Below are 15,757 nucleotides of genomic sequence, written 5' to 3'. Positions count from 1 at the left end.
GCTTGGGAACGCCAATACGTCATCTTGAAAGTTGCCGCATGAAACGGTTCGTCATTTTCGCTGCAATTTTGTTTGCCCTCCTCATCGCAGGGCGCTTCGTTGTATGGCCGCGCGTCAACCCGGCCGGAAGCGACACCGACGGCGCACTAACGCTCTATGGCAATGTCGAAATCCGTCAGGTGGAACTGGCTTTCCGAGTCTCTGGCCGTCTCGAAGCAGTCAATTTTGAAGAAGGTGATGCAATTTCAGCAGGCGATGAAATTGCGAGTCTGGACACAGCTCCGCTGCGTGATGCCGTCACACAAGCCAGGGCCGAAGCGTCTGTGCGTCAGGCCGAACTGGCACGATTGAAGGCGGGAAGCCGGTCTCAGGAGATCGACAGGGCCCGCGCTCGCGTCGAAGAACTTGAGGCGACGGTTTTGGCAGCCCAGCAAGTATTTGACCGGCAGGCAAACCTGCTCAAACAAGGGTTTGCGACCCAGCAAGTCGTTGATACAGCACGCGCCGCGCTCGACACTGCGGAAAAGCGACTTGTTGCCGGGCAAAAGGAACTGGCACTCGTGCAAATCGGGCCGCGCGCTGAAGAGATCGCTGCAAGCGTGGCCGGGGTTGAGGCGGCCGAAGCATCTGTTGCACAAGCTGAATTGAGGCTCGATGACACAATCCTGCGTGCGCCTTCAGATGGGGTTTTGTTGGCACGCGTGCGCGAACCAGGCTCCATCATCAATGCTGGTACACCCGTGGCAACGCTGGCTCTGACCCGGCCGGTTTGGGTGCGCGCCTATGTGGATGAGACCGACCTCGGGATCGTCGCTCCCGGCAAGCTCGCTCAGGTTTTTACCGACAGCGCGCCGGATCGCGCCTATTCGGGACAGGTCGGTTTTGTTTCTCCTGTTGCAGAATTCACTCCCCGGACTGTTCAGACCCCCGACTTGCGCACCGATCTCGTTTATCAAGTCCGTATCATTGTCGACACGCCAGACAGCGGTTTGCGCCAGGGTATGCCGGCAACCGTGAAGCTCAGCCGATCAGCTCCAGCAGAGTGAGACAGGTGATGCTTGACAAGCCGATCCATCAGTCCGGGGGGCAGCTGTTCGTTCAGATAAGGGAGGTCACCAAACACTTCAGCGCGAAAGGCCCACCAGCGCTGGAGACCGTTTCAGGCACGATAGAAACCGGAAAAATCACAGGCCTGGTCGGACCCGATGGAGCGGGCAAGACAACATTGATCCGTTTGCTGACGGGCCTGAGCCGCCCAAGCAAGGGAGCCGTGCTCATTGAAGGTGAGGACGCATACGCATCCCAGCATTATCTACACCAGATGCTTGGCTATATGCCGCAACGTTTTGGCCTGTATGAGGACCTCAGCGTTATGGAAAACCTGGTTTTATTTGCAGACCTCAAAGGCCTGTCAGGGCCCCAGCGAGACGAAACGTTCTCTCACCTTCTGAAGTTTACCGATCTGGCCCGTTTTACCGAACGTCTGGCCGGAGCCTTATCCGGAGGGATGAAGCAGAAACTTGGCCTCGCCTGCGCCCTGCTCACACGTCCGCGACTGCTTTTGCTTGATGAGCCTTCCGTGGGCGTCGATCCGATATCACGCCGGGAGCTGTGGTCCATGGTAAGCAAGCTTGTTGATAAAAGCATGGCAGTCGTTTGGGCGACAGCCTACCTCGACGAGGCTGAAAAATGCGACAAAGTCCTGCTACTCAGTGATGGGAAGCTGTTGTACTCCGGCTCGCCCGCCAACTTGACGGACACCATGACAGGCCGTGTCTACCTGGCCCGTTTGCCGCAGGCAAAGCGGCGTGAGACAATCGCACCGCTACTGGCAGACGCGTCGGTCGCCGACGCGATCCTGCATGGAGATGCTATACGTCTGCTGACACAGAAGAGTGCAGATCTTGCGCATATACAGGGTCTCGTCGACGGAGAGCTGGTTCCTGCCGCGCCGCGCTTCGAGGATGCCTTTGTCGACCGGTTAGGCGGCGGACCCGACGGGCGTTCGCCCCTGGTTGATGCGATGAAGACCCATACCGATACAGGTGAGGCCGTCGTCGAAGCGCGCGGTCTCACAAAACGCTACGGCAGCTTTGCTGCAGCCTCGAACATCACCTTCAGCCAGAAGCGCGGGGAAATCCTTGGGCTGCTTGGTCCCAATGGCGCGGGCAAATCGACGACGTTCAAAATGCTTTGTGGTCTGACTGCGCCAAGCGAAGGCGAAGGACGGGTTGCCGGGTATGATTTGCGGACCGCAGCAGCCGATGCGCGCGGGCGACTCGGCTATATGGCGCAGAAATTTTCCCTGTATGGGGACATTTCTGTTGCACAAAATCTTTCCTTCTTTGCAGGCGTGTATGGTCTTGGTCACCGCCGCGCGAAAGAGCGAATCGACGCCATGCTCGAAGCCTTTGATCTGACGGCTTATCGAGGCACGACTGCCGGGCAATTGCCGCTTGGCTTCAAGCAGCGCCTTGCGCTCGCTGCCGCGCTCCTGCATGAGCCTGAAGTCCTGTTTCTCGACGAACCAACGTCCGGGGTCGATCCCATTACCCGGCGAGAGTTCTGGTCGCACATCAATGCCCTCACCGCGAAAAATGTTGCCGTCCTGGTTACTACCCATTTCATGGAGGAAGCCGAGTATTGTGATCGGATCAATCTGATCTATCGCGGCAAGACGATTGCCGAAGGAACCCCGGACGCACTCAAGGCAAGTTGTGCAGGGGCTGACAAATCCGCCGTCACCATGGAAGACGCGTTTATTGCGCTCGTGGCACGATCTGAACAGGCGGAGAAGGAGACCGCCGCATGACCGGGCCGATTCTTCCCGCGCCCGTCCGGCGGACCCTTTCGCTTGCGCGCAAGGAAACCTTTCAGATCATCCGCGATCCGTCATCCATCCTGATCGCGTTCATTCTGCCTTTGATCCTGCTCTTCTTGTTCGGGTTCGGTATCTCGCTCGATGCCAACTCTATCCGCATTGGTATTGTGGTCCAGGACGGACGCGCGGATGCACGCAGTCTCATACAGGCATTCGAGGCCTCCAGCTATTTTGACGTCGTCACGGCATTTGACCAGGCCGAGCTGGAGCCGGTTTTGGTGTCCGGAAAATTGCGCGGCCTTGTCATCATTCCATCCGACTTCTCCGAGCGCCTGCGTGCGCGCGATCCGACCCCGATTGAAATCCTGACGGATGGGTCTCAACCGAATACAGCGCAGTTTGTCACAAACTATGCACAGGGAGTCTTCGGCGTATGGCAGGCAAGGCTGTTCGGCGACGCTGCTGCTAAACCATCCGCGGCAATCACGCCGCAACCGCGATTCTGGTTCAACGCCGAACTGACCAGTCGCTACAATCTTGTACCAGGCTCGACGGCCGTCGTGATGACGATCATCGGGACGTTGCTGACCGCACTGGTGATAGCGCGCGAATGGGAACGCGGCACGATGGAGGCTGTGTTGGCCACACCGGTCAGCCGCATAGAATTGTTGTTATCGAAGATCCTGCCCTATTTTCTTCTCGGCATGAGTTCGCTTGTGCTGTGCGCCATTGCAGCGGTCTTTGTATTTGATGTTCCATTCCGGGGATCCGTATTTGCCCTCGTTGCGGTCGCAGCTGCTTTCCTGGTGCCCGCCCTCGGTCAGGGTTTGCTGATTTCTGCCGTGACAAAAAACCAGTTTGTGGCAGCCCAGCTTGCGCTCTTCACTGGCTTCCTTCCCGCAACGCTGCTGTCTGGGTTTATCTTCGAAATCAGCGCCATGCCTTTGCCGATCCGCACCGTCACCACGGTGATCCCGGCACGCTATTTCGTAACGAGTTTGCAAACACTCTTTCTGGCGGGCGATGTCTGGTCCGTGCTCTTGCCCGCGATAACCAGAATGTTGGCTGTCGGAACCTTCTTTCTGACATTTACCTGGCTTGCCACACCGAAGCGGATCGCCTGACATGTGGCGCCGCATCGTGTCTCTCATCATCAAGGAAATGCTTGCTATCTGGCGCGACCCCAAGGGACGGGCTGTGATTCTGGTTCCACCCCTTCTGCAACTCGTGATCTTTGCATTCGCAATGACGATGGAAGTCCGCAATCTCGATATCGCTGTTCTCAATCTCGACACCGGGAACCGGGGCAGAGAGGTCGAAGCTGGCATTCTCGGCGCGTCGCCTTTTGATGACGTAATTCGCTTGCAATCGGTTAACCAGATCAGGGAGATGATCGACGGTCAGCGCGTCATTGCCGTTGTTCATATTGGCCAGGACTTCACCCGTCGGATAGAGGCCGGCGAGTCGGCAGACGTACAGATCATTCTGGACGGCAGAAAGTCCAATGCGTCGCAGATTGTGAATTCATACCTTTCATCGATTATTTCGCGAGTATCGGCGGCGGCGTATGCGGGACATGAAACGCCTGACGTCTTGCGCGTCCGGCACTGGTTCAATCCCAATCTTGAATATACATGGTTCACACTCCCCGGACTGGTCGCGACCATTACGCTGCTGACCACGATCATTGTGACGGCCCTGTCGGTCGCTCGGGAGCGCGAGCTTGGAACCTTCGACCAGTTGCTGGTCTCCCCCCTCAGGCCGCTTGAGATCGTCGTAGGTAAGTCTGCCCCGGGCCTGATCTTCGGCTATCTGCACGGGACTTTCTTTATCCTTGTTGCAGTATTCGGATTCAAAATCCCTTTTGCGGGGTCATTGTTTGCGCTCTATGGGTCGATGTTCTTCTATTTGCTCGCAGTGATCGGAATTGGACTTTTCATCTCGGCGATTTCTGCCACGCAACAACAGGCGATATTGGGCGCATTTGTTTTCGCGTCGCCCGCCGTCCTGCTGTCAGGCTTCATGTCTCCAGTTGAAAACATGCCGGACTGGATGCAACTGGCGACGCAGATAAATCCGCTCCGTCATTTTCTTGTCGTCGCACAGGGCGTCTTCCTGAAAGACCTTCCTCTCTTTGAAGTGGCTCGCAACACATTTCCACTTGTGCTGATAGCAACCATAACGCTTCCGGCATCGGCTTGGCTGCTCAGAAAAAAGGTTTCATGAATGTCCAAACCCGACGACTCCAGAAGCATCGAAACACGCGACCAGCTAGTTCAGGCCGCCATCGAATTATTCGGTCTTGCAGGCTATGATGGAACGTCCACGCGCGCCATTTCAAGCAAGGCAGGCGCATCGCTCGGCGCAATTCCATACCATTTCAAGACCAAGGAAAATCTCTATCTCGCCGCTGCAGAAACAATTGCAGAGCAAGTGTCCAGGAAACTTGGCCCGGCACTCGATGCTTTCGAAACCCAAATCTACAGCGACAAACTTTCCCGCAAACGCGCCATCTCGCTGCTCGAAGAGATATTCACGCCCTTTGTCATGATGCTCGCCAGCAATGATAGTGAAACCTGGGCCCGTTTTACATTACGCGAGCAGGCCGTCCCAACCAAAGCATTTGAGATCCTGTACGCCAGCGATATTGGTCGCTTCTTCCGGGCGGTAGTTCATCTAACGGCAATCGCGAGCGGTGACGACGCTGCGTCCCAAACCGCGCGCATCAGAGGACTGACTCTGGTTGGCCAGGCGCTGGCTTTTCGCGCGGCCAGGGCGCTCTCCCTGCGAACACTTGAACGGGAAGACCTGGGTGCTCAGGAGATAGCCCTGATCACGACTGCAATCCGTGAAAATATCCGTTTACTGCAATATCTGTAGTCACTCGTGCATCACACTTTTCCGCGGTTCGGCATTATTCGCTCTACGAACCATTTCACTCCAAAAGATCACGCCATCGCAAGAACCTCGCAAATCACCAGGGTCGGAAAAATATTTCGGCACCCACCACATTGTCTGCCCGCACACTGCCGATGACCGGTCCTGCAAGTTTGAGGGCCTTTGGTTGAACGCGAGGCGAGTGTCCGGGAAGACCTGTCATTCTTCACCAACGCCAGTCTGAACAAATCGTTCATGACACACACCCCGTTCATATGTCGGCCCCCACCGGACTGCCAAATGTCAATAGCTCCCCGATCGGCTATTCCGGTCCTACTCCAATGTTCAAGTGGAATTTGATCGCTTTTGACGATATGAGGGAGATCAGTATCTGGCACGTATTTAGCCGATATCAATCTAATTTGGTCCGGGTCGCCTAGGATGGCCGGATGAAGCAACGGGGGGGTAAAATTCAAGTGATCAAACATGCCTTTTTTGTTGGAGCACTGGCGCTTGCTCCTTTCAGTCTTACGTCTTGTGCGCCAGCCGCACCTGTTTCACAGGAAGACATGGCAAGTCCGGACACGCTCGGCCCGAGGGTCGCACCAGCCTTTGGGTCGATCCTTTCGCTGGATTCCGCAAACCGGACCATAGAGATCACTCACACTCCGGTCAACGAAACCGGCTGGCCGATCATGCAGATGAACTTTTCCGTCGCGCACCATGTCGATGTCAGCGGATTTGCACCTGGCGACCCGGTCGAGTTCATTTTCGATTACTCGAATGAAGATGTTCCCGAGATTGTTGCCATAAGGCGCGTCAGCGCTCGCGAAGTAATCGAGGCACTGGTCCCCGACGACGAAGAGTCCTCCGGCAATGAGCCGAACTGAGTCAGACCTGAGGGTCTTGCTGCGCGAATGCGTAACAGTAGCCAACACGAATTGTTGGATACCGATATGCTTTCAAGACGACATCTGCTGCACTACACGCTGGGAGCAGGCGCTGCTCTCGGGGTAGCTGGTATGCTTCCAGCGTGGGCCCGCTCCTCCAGTGACGGAAACCTGGGAATTACTTCGGCCTCAGGTACCGCCTTCGATCTGGAGATTGCAGAGTTTCCGGTACGCATCAACGGTAAGACCGGAAAGGCCGTCGGCATCAATGGACAGCTGCCGGGCCCGCTGCTTCGCTTTCGCGAAGGCGAGACGGTGACGTTGAATGTCACCAACAAGCTTCAGGAAGACACGTCTGTTCATTGGCACGGCCTGCTTGTCCCGTTCCAGATGGATGGTGTACCGGGTGTTACGTTTCCAGGCATAAAACCTGGCAAGACATACCGCTACCAGTTTCCGGTCCGACAGAATGGCACGTACTGGTATCATTCCCATTCCGGCCTGCAGGAACAACTAGGGCATTATGGCCCGATCATCATCGAACCGTCAGAGAGGGATCCCATCGCCTACGACCGGGAATACGTTCTGGTGCTCAGTGACTGGTCCTTCACAGACCCGCACCGGATTTATGCAAAGCTCAAGAATAATGCCGAAAGCCTGAACTTCCAGCGCAGGACCCTTCCCGACTTTTTGAGGGATGCCGCCAATAGCGGATTCAGTGACACGCTGAAAGATCGCGCCATGTGGGGCAAAATGCGTATGTCCCCGCGCGATCTCGCAGACGTTGGGGCACCGACCTACACCTATCTCATAAACGGTCATTCCACCGCTGAGAATTTCAATATCGTGTTCCATCCCGGCGAGCGCGTCAGACTGCGGATTATCAATGCATCAGCCATGTCGCTCTTCAATGTGCGCATTCCGGGTCTTCCAATGACCGTTGTGCAATCCGACGGTCTGAATATTCAGCCAATCGAGACGGACGAGTTCCAGATGGGCGTCGCAGAGACTTATGATGTTATCGTTGCTCCTGAAGATGATCAGACCTACGCCTTCGTCGCCGAGTCAATTGACCGTTCTGGTCAAGCCGTCGCCACCCTCGGCCCTCGACCCGGCCTGCGTGCGGCGGTTCCGGACCTGCGGCCTGTCCCATCACTGACGATGAAGGACATGGGCATGAGCCATAAGAGCATGGCCGGCATGAGCGATATGGAAAACAGGCCCACCATGTCCGACATGTCTGGTATGTCGAGCATGGATCACATGACACATGGGGATATGCCACTTACGGCTATGGGCCCGGATCCGCACGGCCCTCCAACGCAACTGGCGAGTGTTGAAGCGTCTCTCAAAAAGGGACCTGGCGTTGCAAACATTGCGGCCATGCCCTCAAGCCGGCTTAATGAGCCGGGCATTGGATTATCCGATCAGCCGCACCGTACACTGACCTATTCTCAGCTTCGCAGCCTCGAGCCGAATCCCGACTCCCGATCACCGCAGAGAGAAGTCGTCATACACCTCACCTCCAATATGGAACGCTATATGTGGTCATTCGACGGCGTGAAGTTTTCAGAAGTCACGCAGTCCATCCGGTTTCGCGAAGGCGAACGTGTCCGATTGACCCTCATCAACGATACAATGATGCCACACCCGATCCATCTCCATGGGATGTTCTTCGACCTCGTCAACGGAGGAGGAGATCATAAGCCGCGCAAGCATACCGTGGTCGTCAAACCCGCAGAAAAGCTGAGCGTTGACGTTTCGGCAGAACATGTCGGCGACTGGGCCTTTCACTGCCACCTGCTCTACCACATGCATGCCGGCATGATGCAGGTCGTGTCCGTCCTGCCGTCCACGGACAAGATGCCAATGGACCATGACATGATGGGGCATGACATGCCTATGGAGCACGAAATGCCGATGGATCACGATATGATGGACCACTCCGCCATGGGCCATGACAAGCCTGAGGAGATGAAGTGATGCGCAAGGTGATGTTCGCAGCGCTCGCCGCAATCGCCGTTACGACAAGCGCATCAGCGCAAGCACATGATGATCAGCCGCCGTCTTCTTCTGAAAAGCCCTGGTCACAGGCCGACGCCTATTTCGGAAAGGAAACAATGGCTGATGCCCGCAGGGCGGTTCAGGCCGGAGGCGGCGCACAGAATTCCTTTTATGTTCTGTTCAACCAGCTCGAAGCGCAGTTTTCTGACGAATCGGAATCCCTGTACTGGAACGGCCAGGCCAGTTGGGGCGATGATATCAACAAGCTCTGGATAAAGTCCGAGGGACGTACTTCCCTGAATGGCGACGGTACCGAAGACGCCGAGCTCCAGGCGCTGTATTCCCGCGCAATCTCTCCCTATTGGAACCTTCAAGCCGGCGTGCGGCATGATTTCGAACCCCATGGCCTGACCCATGGCGTACTGGCGCTCCAAGGATTGGCACCCTACTGGTTCGAGATCGATGCCTCGGCTTTTCTCAGTGAAAAAGGTGACCTGACAGCCCGCTTCGAAGCAGAATACGAGTTTCTGCTGACGCAGCGTCTGATTCTGCAGCCCCGCATCGAGGCGAACTTCTCCGCGCAGGACATTGCCGAACGCGAGACCGGCTCGGGCCTGAATTCGATCGATGCAGGCCTGAGGTTACGATATGAATTCGTCCGGGAACTGGCGCCTTATGTAGGCGTCGAGTGGCAATCTGAATTTGGCGGTTCCCGAGACTATACCAGAGTAGCTGGCGGAGACCCGGACCAGGTGGTCGTGGTGGGCGGTATCCGCACTTGGTTCTGAAGCAGACCGGAGGATCGGATGGCAAACATGAATCACTGGATGCCCGGCGGTGTCGGCGGCCTCATCGTCTGGGGCGGAATCATTCTTTTTGCCGGTCTCCTGCTTCGCTCGCTCCCAGGCCGGAGGCGCGATCCCCCGTCTGATCCGGAAACACCGCTTGAAATTCTCAAACGCCGTTACGCCAGGGGCGAGATCGACCAGGACGAGTTCGAAAGGCGCAAACGCGAGCTCGATGATGCCGGGTGAGCCGGTTTCGAGGGACATGTGCATCCGGCGCGTATCACCTGCCAGAATGAATGGGTTGCCGGCCGCATGCCGAAAGCCCTGACGACCCGGCAACAAGACAGGAGCCCTTCTTGGACGGCCTCATAGAACCGAATATTCACCCCATCCTGGTCCATTTTGCCTACGCCCTCAGCATGACGGCCGCCGCATCCTACCTCCTGTGTCGCGTGTTCCCTTCCGGCCGCTGGACCCAATCCTTGCGGCCCGCGGCAGACTGGTTGCTTGCTTTTGCGGCCGCTTCGATCGTGGTGACCATCGCCGCGGGCTTCCAGGCCTATTATTCGGTCGATCATGATGAGCCGTCGCACATTGCCATGACGACACACCGCAACTGGGCGGTGCCGTCGGGATCGGCCATTCTGCTCCTTGCGGTATGGCGCTGGCGAACCCGCGCAAAATCTGCGTCGGTCCTGTTTGTCGGCGCACTTTCTGCCGCCGCCCTCGCGCTGACCGCGACAGCCTGGTGGGGCGGGAAGATCGTTTACGGATATGGACTTGGCGTGAGGAGTCTGCCCGAGGTCACAGGCCAAGGCCACGATCATCATCATGGTGGCAAGACAGATGAGGCGGCCATCGCTGCCGGGCATGATGAAATGGCGTCTGCGCCAGGCCATGAGCACTCCGATGACGAGATGGACGACGGGCACCATGACGAGATGGCGGAAGGCGGCCACATGGACGGTCCCGGCAGCAATCATGAGGCAGATGCCGGGAGGGTGTCCGGGGCAGCCCAGACCGGCCCGCCCGAATTCGTGGCCGATGCCTTCTCGGCCGCCTTGCGGTCAGGTGATGAAGATGGCTTGCGCGCCATGATGGCACCGGACGCGGTCATCGCGGAGGGCGGACAGGCCGAGCTGTCCTTCGAGGAATATGCCGGCCATCACATGAAATCCGACATGTCCTTCATGACCATGATGAATGTTCAGCTACAGGACCGGAAAGTCTTCCAGGCAGGCGACATGGCGACCGTCATTTCGCAATCGGAGATGAACGGTACATACAAGGGTGAGGCCGTCCACCTCCGGTCCATGGAAACCATGGTTCTTATGCGGAATGAGGACGGTTGGAAAATCACGCATATCCATTGGTCTTCCAGCCCCCTGGATGAAAGCCATGCGCACTGACAGGAACTCAACTCGGGGCAACCTGCCGTATCACAAGAGCTGACCCCGGAAAACTCCCATTGGGAACGGGACGAGGGCCACACGTCATGGAAGGAATGCCACAGGTGTTCCAAAGAAAGAGAAGGAGACAGCCATGAAAATCAAACCACTGGGGCATACCCTATCCATATTCCTGGCCATGACATTTACCCTATGTATTGCCTGGGGCCTCGTCACACCTGCAAGCCTTCACATGCATGCTGCATGGGAATCCCTGCTGCCCGGATTTTCCTTTATTTCCGTTCCGGGTTTCTTCCTTGGACTGATCGAGTCCTATCTCTATGGCTGGTATATCGCGCTGGTTTTTGTCCCGCTCTACAATTATTTCAATCGCGGCAATGTGCGTTCCGGCTGAGAACAACTGCGGAGACCGGAAAGATACGACACCCGTATTGCTTCCCGGTTCGAAAGACAGAGCGTGGCCATTCGCCGCCGCCTCGATTTTCTTTGGGAACACTGTAGTGTTGCGCCAAGAGAGGGTTTGAAAGGATGACGTCATGAAAAAATGGATGGGGGGCCTGTTGGGCGCCACGCTGGTTGCGCTGATTTCGGGACTGGCATGGCTGGCCATTAGCTCCGGGACCGCCAGGGCCGAAACGATGACCGTCTACAAGACACCCTGGTGCGGCTGCTGCACAGCCTGGGTCAAACATCTCCAGCGGGACGGATTCGAAGTGCGTGTAATCGAGCGGGAGGATCTCGCCCCCGTCCGCGCGTCGCTGAGCGTGCCGGACCGGCTTGCCTCCTGCCATACGGCGGAAATTGCCGGATATGCGATCGAAGGACATGTGCCGGCTGCGGACATCAGGCGCCTGATGTCAGAGCGCCCCGATGCAGCCGGCCTGTCGGTTCCCGGTATGCCTCTGGGCTCTCCCGGCATGGAAATGCAGGGCCCTCCAGATGCCTATGATGTTATTCTGTTCGGAAGCGGAACTACCCGCACCTATTCGAGCTATGTCGGACGATTCCCGGCCAGCGAGGCCAGCGAGCCATGACACCGGAGACTTATAAGGAAGGGTCGCTCAGCCTGGCCGGAACCGTTGCCATGGGCACCGGTGTGATGATCGGCGCAGGCATATTTGCCCTGACCGGACAGGTCGCCCAATATTCCGGCCCGGCCTTTCCGCTCGCCTTCCTCCTTGCGGCGGTCATCAGCGGGTTCAGCGCTTACACTTATATCAAGATGTCGGACAAATATCCCTCGTCCGGCGGCATCGCCATGATCCTGCAGAAAGCCTACGGGCCTACAACGGTCGCGGCCGCCAGCGCGCTCCTCATGACGATGTCGATGATCATCAATGAAAGCCTTGTCGCCCGGACCTTCGGCGCCTATTCGCTGCAATTGTTCGACATCGAAAATACGGACACGCTCGTCCCGGTCCTTGCCGTCGGGTTGATCGCGGTTGCATTTCTCGTCAATATTGCCGGAAATAGGATCATTGGCGGCGTCTCGAAGATTGCAGCCGTCCTGAAGGTTGGCGGCATACTGATATTTTCCGGTGCCGCCCTCTGGGCGTCTGGATTTTCCTTCGAAGCCGCGAGCTCTGCGACGGAAGACGGGACCGGTCCCGCCGGCTTCCTCGCCGGTGTCGCACTGGCGGTCCTTGCCTTCAAGGGATTTACGACAATCACCAATAGCGGTGCGGAAGTCAGGAACCCCGGCAGGAATGTCGGACGCGCCATCATGTGGTCTCTGGCGATTTGTCTTGTCGTCTATATGTCCGTCGCCTTTGCTGTGGGGTCGTCGCTGACGCTGGAAGAAATCGTCGCCGCAAAAGATTTCTCGCTCGCCGAAGCCTCACGTCCCGCCTTTGGTGATCTCGGGGTGGGTTTCACCGTGATTATCGCAATTATCGCGACGGCATCGGGCCTGCTCGCCAGCGTGTTCGCGGTTTCCCGCATGCTGGCAATGCTGACCGACATGAAACTCATTCCTCACAGGCACTTCGGCATGCCGGGCGGGATTCAGAAACACATGCTGGTCTACACCGTTGTTATCGCGGCCATTCTTGCCGCCTTCTTCGACCTCGGCCGGATCGCATCACTTGGGGCGATCTATTATCTTGTCATGGACATTATTATTCACTTTGGCGTGTTGCGCCATCTGCGCGCGGATGTTGGTGCGCGGGCCTGGATCCTTGTCTCGGCAATCCTGTTCGATGCGGCAGCGCTCGGCGCTTTCATCTTTATAAAGGCGACAAGTGATCCCGCGATTATCCTCATTGCCATCGGATCCATGACGGCGATCTTTGCCCTGGAGGCTCTCTATCTTGGCAAGGTCCGCAACAAGGAAGTATCAGGTCATGAAAGTTCGCATGCCCATTAAGCCAGCCTGCCTTTTTGATGTATTCTCCCCATGATGTTGGCCATCTTTCTTACGGCCGCAACATTTATCCTGTCCGGCGCCCTTCACTACTGGATCATGTCCCGCTCCATCCGGCATGCTGACCGCATAACGCTTTTTCCTGGCGGCAGGCTCGTGCTCGTGCTCTGTATCTCGGGAATTGCACATCTTTCAGTCGTTGCACTTTATGCGGCCACCTATGGGGCTGGACTGGCGCTGCACCTTGGCAGCTTTGCCGAACTCAAGCCCTTGCGCGCGATGGATGTGTTCTATTTTTCACTCGTCAGCTATACCTCACTCGGTCTTGGCGACATCGTCCCAACCGGTCACCTTCGGCTGGTAGCCGGCGTAGAGGCCTTGAACGGCTTTCTACTGATCAGTTGCTCGGCCGCCTACCTGTTCCTGTTCATGAGCCATCAGGGCAAGGATGGCGCCAGATGATATCCGGGATTTCATCCGCCCTGACCACGGATAAGGAAAAAATGGTCGCAGCCCGGTCTTTCCGTCTGGGGCCGCAATTGCCCCCGGATCGTACCAGGCTTGCACAGGTTTCAGGATGCCTCGTTGTCGTGAGGACGATCCAGTACCCGTTCACTCCCCAGGCGTACAGCAATCGCCGTAGGCGCTGATGGCAGATACAGTCGAAATTCGAGTAACGGCTTTTGTCAATGACGATGTGGATCGCAGTTCGCGAAGAGTTGTAAGGAAGAGTTAGATATGTGCCTGTCACCAGAAGTCAGTTTCGTCGCCGCAGCCGGCCTGATTCCCGCAGGCATGGTCAGTATGCGTCAGGCGTGGCGCACGGACCGCCATTATCTTCCGCTTGCAACCTTGCCGCTCCTCTTTGGTATTCAGCAATTGGCTGAAGGGGTAGTCTGGGTTGCCGGCGCTGGCCAGAACACGGACCTTATCCTGAACGCCTCACTCGTCTACATGTTCTTTTCCTGGCTCGCCTGGCCTGTCTGGATTCCCGTGTCGACGTTCACACTGGAGCCGCCGCGCCGGAAGCCCTTGTTCCTCATCTTCGTCATTGTCGGCGCAATGCTCGGAGCATTGCAATATGTGCCTTACTTCGCACATGATGGCTGGCTCCACACACGCTTCCTGCCACATGTGATCGTTTATGAAGGCACCGAACTTCTGGATTTTGTCGGGCGGCGCGAATTCACTTATGTTGTCTATATTTCCGTCGTCATCCTGCCGCTTCTGATCTCGTCCATCCGCGGTGTCCGGATCTTCGGTCTGCTGGCGCTCGGTGTCCTGATTACGACGTATACCTTCTTCTCCTACGCCTATGTGTCGGTGTTCTGCTTCGGCGGCGCCGTCATGTCGGCCTACCTGGTCTGGATGATGTTCAAGGGCGATGGGTCCCGGCCATGGCCTCCCGCACTCCATCCGGTATCGTAGACAAGGGACCGGCCGTGGAAGACCCACCTGTGATCATCGCGGGGGCCGGGATTGCCGGCCTGACCTGCGCGATCATCCTTGCCCGGGCGGGCCGCCAGGTAATCGTCCGGGAGTGGCACAATTCTGTCGGCCATCGCTTCCACGGGGACTTCCAGGGGCTCGAAAACTGGAGTCGCAGCGAGGACGCGATCGACTGGTTCGCGCAGACAGGGATTGAACGGAATTTCAGCACCCACGCAGTTCATGAAGGTGTAGCATTCGACGCCCAGGCAACGGCCTATCCCATTCGAAGCGCCCGCCCGCTTTACTATCTGGTTCGGCGCGGAAGCGAGCCGGGCTGTCTTGATCATGGACTGTTGCAACAGGCCCTGATGGCGGGTGTGGATGTCCGGTTTGGCGACCGGGTCACGGATGCCGGCGGCCAGGACGTGCTTGCGATCGGACCGCGGCGCGCCGATGTCATCGCTGCCGGCTATGTTTTCGAAACCGATTGCCCGGATGGCAACTACATTGCGCTCAACAATTCCCTCGCACCCGGCGGATACGCCTATCTCCTGATACGTCAGGGTCGCGGCACGCTCGCCAGTTGCATGTTTAGCGGGTTCAAGCAGCAGGCTGAATATGTTGCGCGAACGGCAGCGTTCTTTGCCGAAGCCACCGGCCTTGATATGCGCAATGCCCGCCCGTTTGGCGGGTTCGGCAATATAAGGGTTGCGCGCACCGCGATGCAGGGCAAGCGCCCCGTTATTGGCGAGCAAGCCGGATTCCAGGACGCGTTGGCCGGATTCGGCATGGGATATGCGCTTCGCTCCGGACAACTCGCCGCTCAAAGCATCCTCACCGGAGCTACTTATCGGACGCTCTGGCGCCGCGACCTTCGGCCCATGCTGCGAACAGGTATCTCCAATCGCTGCCTGTACGAACTGGCAAACGAGCGCCTGCGCCGCTGGGCCCTGAACCGGCTCAGCAGGACAGACGCCGGGCGCAAACTCGGATCGCTCTACAGGCCCTCCCTCCTGACACAGCTTGTCTATCCCGTCGCAAGATGGCGGCTCGGCAAAGCGCTGAACGATCCGAGCTGCGATCACGAGAACTGCACTTGTGTCTGGTGCCAGCATGGGCTGGGTTAGCGTTCCGGCAGATTGCAGGCTGGCCAATTGAACGCACCGCCCGGCGGT

General features: G+C 57.4%; 16 protein-coding genes. All 16 read left to right on the top strand.

Going from position 1 to position 15,757, the window contains the following annotated elements; all coding sequences use genetic code 11:
- Nucleotides 1-38 precede the first annotated feature (38 nt).
- The 16 genes from hlyD to HJA_RS03695 all read left to right on the top strand — a co-directional run bounded on the left by hlyD (nucleotide 39) and on the right by HJA_RS03695 (nucleotide 15,709).
- On the top strand, nucleotides 39-1,046 hold the full coding sequence (gene hlyD, locus HJA_RS03775) for a secretion protein HlyD (RefSeq protein ID WP_035578404.1): 1,008 nt from the start codon (nucleotides 39-41) through the stop codon (nucleotides 1,044-1,046).
- An 8-nt stretch (nucleotides 1,047-1,054) separates the two neighbouring features.
- Nucleotides 1,055-2,812: an ATP-binding cassette domain-containing protein gene (locus HJA_RS03770; protein ID WP_051597326.1), complete on the top strand. Its 1,758-nt coding sequence runs from the start codon at nucleotides 1,055-1,057 to the stop codon at nucleotides 2,810-2,812.
- Nucleotides 2,809-3,945: an ABC transporter permease gene (locus HJA_RS03765; RefSeq protein ID WP_035578402.1), complete on the top strand. Its 1,137-nt coding sequence runs from the start codon at nucleotides 2,809-2,811 to the stop codon at nucleotides 3,943-3,945. Before HJA_RS03770 ends, HJA_RS03765 begins: the two co-directional genes overlap by 4 nt.
- A 1-nt stretch (nucleotide 3,946) precedes the next feature.
- Nucleotides 3,947-5,047 carry an ABC transporter permease gene (locus HJA_RS03760; protein WP_035578399.1) on the top strand — a complete coding sequence of 367 codons (1,101 nt, stop codon included), beginning with the start codon at nucleotides 3,947-3,949 and terminating at the stop codon, nucleotides 5,045-5,047.
- Nucleotides 5,048-5,701: a CerR family C-terminal domain-containing protein gene (locus HJA_RS03755; protein ID WP_035578396.1), complete on the top strand. Its 654-nt coding sequence runs from the start codon at nucleotides 5,048-5,050 to the stop codon at nucleotides 5,699-5,701.
- Between the two features lie 566 nt (nucleotides 5,702-6,267).
- Nucleotides 6,268-6,588: a copper-binding protein gene (locus HJA_RS03750; RefSeq protein ID WP_035578393.1), complete on the top strand. Its 321-nt coding sequence runs from the start codon at nucleotides 6,268-6,270 to the stop codon at nucleotides 6,586-6,588.
- Nucleotides 6,589-6,654: 66 nt separating this feature from the next.
- The gene (locus tag HJA_RS03745) at nucleotides 6,655-8,571 is read left to right on the top strand and encodes a copper resistance system multicopper oxidase (protein WP_035578391.1); all 1,917 of its coding nucleotides are present in this window, start codon (nucleotides 6,655-6,657) and stop codon (nucleotides 8,569-8,571) included.
- Nucleotides 8,571-9,380, top strand: coding sequence for a copper resistance protein B (locus tag HJA_RS03740; protein WP_051597325.1), 810 nt, complete (start codon nucleotides 8,571-8,573; stop codon nucleotides 9,378-9,380). The genes HJA_RS03745 and HJA_RS03740 overlap by 1 nt, the downstream gene beginning before the upstream one ends.
- Before the next feature lie 18 nt (nucleotides 9,381-9,398).
- Nucleotides 9,399-9,626 (top strand): SHOCT domain-containing protein, encoded by a 228-nt coding sequence (locus tag HJA_RS03735; protein ID WP_035578389.1) that lies wholly within the window; start codon nucleotides 9,399-9,401, stop codon nucleotides 9,624-9,626.
- Nucleotides 9,627-9,736: 110 nt separating this feature from the next.
- Nucleotides 9,737-10,789 carry a nuclear transport factor 2 family protein gene (locus HJA_RS17815; RefSeq protein ID WP_146740200.1) on the top strand — a complete coding sequence of 351 codons (1,053 nt, stop codon included), beginning with the start codon at nucleotides 9,737-9,739 and terminating at the stop codon, nucleotides 10,787-10,789.
- Between the two features lie 133 nt (nucleotides 10,790-10,922).
- Complete coding sequence (locus HJA_RS03720) at nucleotides 10,923-11,183, top strand: DUF5676 family membrane protein (protein WP_035578386.1); 261 nt, start codon at nucleotides 10,923-10,925, stop codon at nucleotides 11,181-11,183.
- 142 nt (nucleotides 11,184-11,325) lie between these two features.
- Nucleotides 11,326-11,823, top strand: coding sequence for a DUF411 domain-containing protein (locus HJA_RS03715; protein ID WP_035578383.1), 498 nt, complete (start codon nucleotides 11,326-11,328; stop codon nucleotides 11,821-11,823).
- Nucleotides 11,820-13,154 (top strand): APC family permease, encoded by a 1,335-nt coding sequence (locus tag HJA_RS03710; protein WP_035578380.1) that lies wholly within the window; start codon nucleotides 11,820-11,822, stop codon nucleotides 13,152-13,154. The genes HJA_RS03715 and HJA_RS03710 overlap by 4 nt, the downstream gene beginning before the upstream one ends.
- 30 nt (nucleotides 13,155-13,184) lie before the next feature.
- Entirely contained in the window at nucleotides 13,185-13,613 is a 429-nt protein-coding gene (locus HJA_RS03705) for a potassium channel family protein (RefSeq protein WP_035578377.1), read from the top strand.
- Between the two features lie 276 nt (nucleotides 13,614-13,889).
- Nucleotides 13,890-14,579: a DUF6629 family protein gene (locus tag HJA_RS03700; RefSeq protein WP_051597323.1), complete on the top strand. Its 690-nt coding sequence runs from the start codon at nucleotides 13,890-13,892 to the stop codon at nucleotides 14,577-14,579.
- Nucleotides 14,549-15,709 (top strand): NAD(P)/FAD-dependent oxidoreductase, encoded by a 1,161-nt coding sequence (locus HJA_RS03695; protein WP_112061273.1) that lies wholly within the window; start codon nucleotides 14,549-14,551, stop codon nucleotides 15,707-15,709. The genes HJA_RS03700 and HJA_RS03695 overlap by 31 nt, the downstream gene beginning before the upstream one ends.
- The last annotated feature ends 48 nt before the right edge of the window (nucleotides 15,710-15,757 follow it).

It is taken from the genome of Hyphomonas jannaschiana VP2 (assembly GCF_000685215.1).
GTDB classification, from domain to species: domain Bacteria; phylum Pseudomonadota; class Alphaproteobacteria; order Caulobacterales; family Hyphomonadaceae; genus Hyphomonas; species Hyphomonas jannaschiana.
This window is presented reverse-complemented; position numbering and strand designations above follow the sequence as displayed.